We start from the raw sequence: 3,035 nt of genomic DNA on the forward strand, positions 1-3,035 counted from the left end.
CTGAGCGCGCAGGCCGGCGTGCCGCGCGCGCTGGCGCTGGCGCTCGCCTGCGCGATCGCCGCGCTGCCGATGGCGGCGATCGCCTGCTGGATGGCGGTCGGCTTCCGCTTCGCGCGCGTCGACGCGACGGGGATGGCGGAAACCTACCCTTACGTCTTCATCGTCGGCGGGATCGCCACCGCGATCCAGGTGCTACTGTTCCGCGATCGCCCGGCGCCGGCCGCCGCGCCATCGCCGACGGAAACGCCGTCGGTCGCGCCGCCCCCGCCCGCGTCTCCCGTCCCGGCCCCCTTCCTCGATCGCCTGCCGCCGTCGCTGGGGCGCGAATTGCTCTGCCTGGAGATGGAGGATCATTACGTCCGCGCGCACACGATGCGCGGCAGCACGCTGATCCTGATGCGGCTGCGCGACGCGATCGCCGAGCTCGACGGCATCGAGGGCGCGGGCGTCCATCGGAGCTGGTGGGTCGCCAAGGCGGCGGTGGCGGGGGTGCTGCGCCGCGACCGGGCGACCGCGTTGCGGCTGGTCAACGGGCTCGAGGTTCCGGTCGCGCGCAACGCGCTGCCGGGGCTGCGCGGGCGGGGCTGGTTGTGATCCGTCGCCCGGCCGCTATGGAGCCTGCGCGGGAGGAGCGACGCTCATGAAGTTGATGACCGGCAACGCCAACATCGCGCTGGCGCGCGAGATCGCCGCTTATCTCGAAGTGCCGCTGACCGACGCCGCCGTCCGCCGCTTCGCCGACGAGGAAGTTTTCGTCGAAATCCATGAGAATGTGCGCGGCGAGGATGTGTTCGTCGTCCAGTCGACGGGCTTTCCCGCCAACGACAATCTGATGGAGCTGCTGATCTGCATCGATGCGCTCCGGCGCGCGTCGGCGAAGCGGATCACCGCCGTCGTCCCCTATTTCGGCTATGCGCGGCAGGATCGGAAGCCCGGCCCGCGCACGCCGATCTCGGCCAAGCTCGTCGCCAACCTCATCACCGTCGCGGGCGCCGATCGCGTGCTCTCGGTCGATCTCCATGCCGGGCAGATCCAGGGCTTCTTCGATATCCCGACCGACAATCTCTACGCCGCGCCGGTGATCTCCGAGGATATCAAGGCGCGCTTCGGCGACCGCAACATCATGGTCGTCTCGCCCGACGTCGGCGGCGTCGTCCGCGCGCGCGCCTTGTCCAAGCGGCTCGCCAACGCGCCGCTGGCGATCGTCGACAAGCGCCGCGAGCGCGCGGGCGAGAGCGAGGTGATGAACATCATCGGCGACGTACGCAACCGTTTCTGCATCCTGATCGACGATATCGTCGATTCGGCGGGCACGCTCTGCAACGCCGCCGCCGCGCTGCGCGAATCGGGCGCGGAGGAGGTGGTCGCCTATGTCACGCACGGCGTGCTTTCGGGCGGCGCGGTGGCGCGCGTCGATGGCTCGGTGCTGAGCGAGCTGGTGATCACCGATTCGCTTGCGCCCAGCGAGGCGGTGAGCGCGTCACCCAAGATCCGCCTGCTGCCGATAGCACCGCTGCTCGCCGAGGCGATCCGTCGCATCTCGGACGAGACCTCGGTCTCCAGCCTGTTCGATTGAGATGACGGACGCCGATCTCGCGCTCGCCGGCCGCCTCGCCGATGCCGCCGGCACGGTGATCCGCCCCTTCTTCCGCCGCGCCTTCGCGATCGAGACCAAACCGGATGCCTCGCCCGTGACCGAGGTCGACCGCGCGGTGGAAAGCGCGATCCGCGCGATCCTGTCCGCGCAACGGCCGGGCGACGGCGTGATCGGCGAGGAATATGGCGCCGACCGCCCCGATGCCGAGCGCGTCTGGGTGATCGATCCGATCGATGGCACGCGCGCCTTCCTCGCCGGGCGGCCCTTGTTCGGGACATTGATCGCGCTGCTGGAGCAGGGGCGGCCAATGCTCGGGCTGATCGATCAGCCGATCGCGCGCGATCGCTGGCTGGGTGCTGCGGGGCGGGCGACGATGCTCAACGGCGCCCCGGCCGCGACGCGCGCCTGCGCCGATCTCTCTCGCGCGCACCTCGCCACCACCGGCCCGTCCTATTTCGACGGCCCCGGCCTCGCCGCCTTCGATCGCCTGCGCGGAAAGTGCCGCGATACGCTGTGGGGCGGCGATTGCCACAATTACGGGCTGCTCGCCTCGGGCCACCTCGATCTCGTCGTCGAGTCCGGCCTCAAGCTCTACGATTTCGCGGCGCTGGTGCCCGTGGTCGAAGGCGCGGGCGGGCGGATGACCGATTGGCAGGGGCGCGCCCTCGATGCGCGGAGCGACGGCAAGGTGATCGCGGCGGGCGATCCGGCGCTGATCGAGCAAGCGATAGCGGCGCTCTAAGATCCCTGCTCCAACTAGGTCATCCCAGCGAAAGCTGGGATCTCGCGCGGCAGGGGGGCCGCTCCTGATCTGGAGACCCAGCTTTCGCTGGGGTGACGATTTGGGCCTTGGGCGTCAGCCCCGCAACCGGGCGCCCAGCTTCTCCGCCGCTGCGATCACCTTCGCCGCGATCGCCTGCAATTCCGCGTCGGTGAAGCTCCGGTCGCCGGGCTGGAGCGTAACGCTCAGCGCCAGCGACGTCTCGCCTTCGGCAAGGCCGCCGCCTGTGAAGACGTCGAACAGCGCCGTATCGACGATCGCCGTCTTGTCCGCGCCGCGCACCGCGCGCAGCAGCGCATCGGCGGCGAGCGACGCCGGCGTCACGAAGGCGAAGTCGCGCGTCACCGATTGCAGCGCGGGCGGGGTGTAGGCTGCGCGCATCCGCCCGTTCTCGCGCCGCGCGGGCAGCGCGTCGAGATAGAGTTCGGCGGCCGCGACCGGACCTTCGAGGTCGAAGCGCTTGAGCAGCGCCGGGTGCAGCTCGCCGAATTCCGCGAGCACGGTCTTGGGGCCGAGCCGCAGCGATCCCGAGCGGCCGGGATGCCACCACGCGCCCTCGGCCGCCATCACCTGGAGCCGATCGGCGGGCGCGCCGGCGGCGGCGAGCAGCGCCGTCGCCTCGGCCTTGGCGTCGAACGCGTCGAAGCCCCCCGCCTT

General features: G+C 70.8%; 3 protein-coding genes and 1 pseudogene. 3 read left to right on the plus strand and 1 reads right to left on the minus strand.

Translation table 11 applies throughout. From position 1 onward, the window contains the following. The 3 genes from HUU94_RS08170 to hisN all read left to right on the plus strand — a co-directional run. On the plus strand, window positions 1-594 hold a 594-nt coding region (locus HUU94_RS08170; RefSeq protein ID WP_217429592.1), incomplete at its 5' end, for a LytTR family DNA-binding domain-containing protein. A gap of 46 nt (window positions 595-640) precedes the next feature. Next, on the plus strand, window positions 641-1,576 hold the full coding sequence (locus HUU94_RS08175) for a ribose-phosphate pyrophosphokinase (protein ID WP_174274594.1): 936 nt from the start codon (window positions 641-643) through the stop codon (window positions 1,574-1,576). A gap of 1 nt (window position 1,577) precedes the next feature. Further along, complete coding sequence (gene hisN / locus HUU94_RS08180; RefSeq protein WP_174274595.1) at window positions 1,578-2,339, plus strand: histidinol-phosphatase; 762 nt, start codon at window positions 1,578-1,580, stop codon at window positions 2,337-2,339. Between the two features lie 114 nt (window positions 2,340-2,453). On the opposite strand, the pseudogene HUU94_RS08185 reads toward hisN, so the two are convergent. Next, window positions 2,454-3,035: pseudogene (locus tag HUU94_RS08185) on the minus strand (phenylalanine--tRNA ligase subunit beta); the annotation flags it as partial.

The organism is Sphingomonas bacterium (assembly GCF_903644055.1).
GTDB lineage: Bacteria > Pseudomonadota > Alphaproteobacteria > Sphingomonadales > Sphingomonadaceae > Sphingomonas_I.

What these genes read in the sequence shown, in the direction of transcription:
- HUU94_RS08175 (WP_174274594.1), top strand. Translation starts at nt 641, where the DNA reads ATGAAGTTGATGACCGGCAACGCCAACATCGCGCTGGCGCGCGAGATC.
- hisN (WP_174274595.1), top strand. Translation starts at nt 1,578, where the DNA reads ATGACGGACGCCGATCTCGCGCTCGCCGGCCGCCTCGCCGATGCCGCC.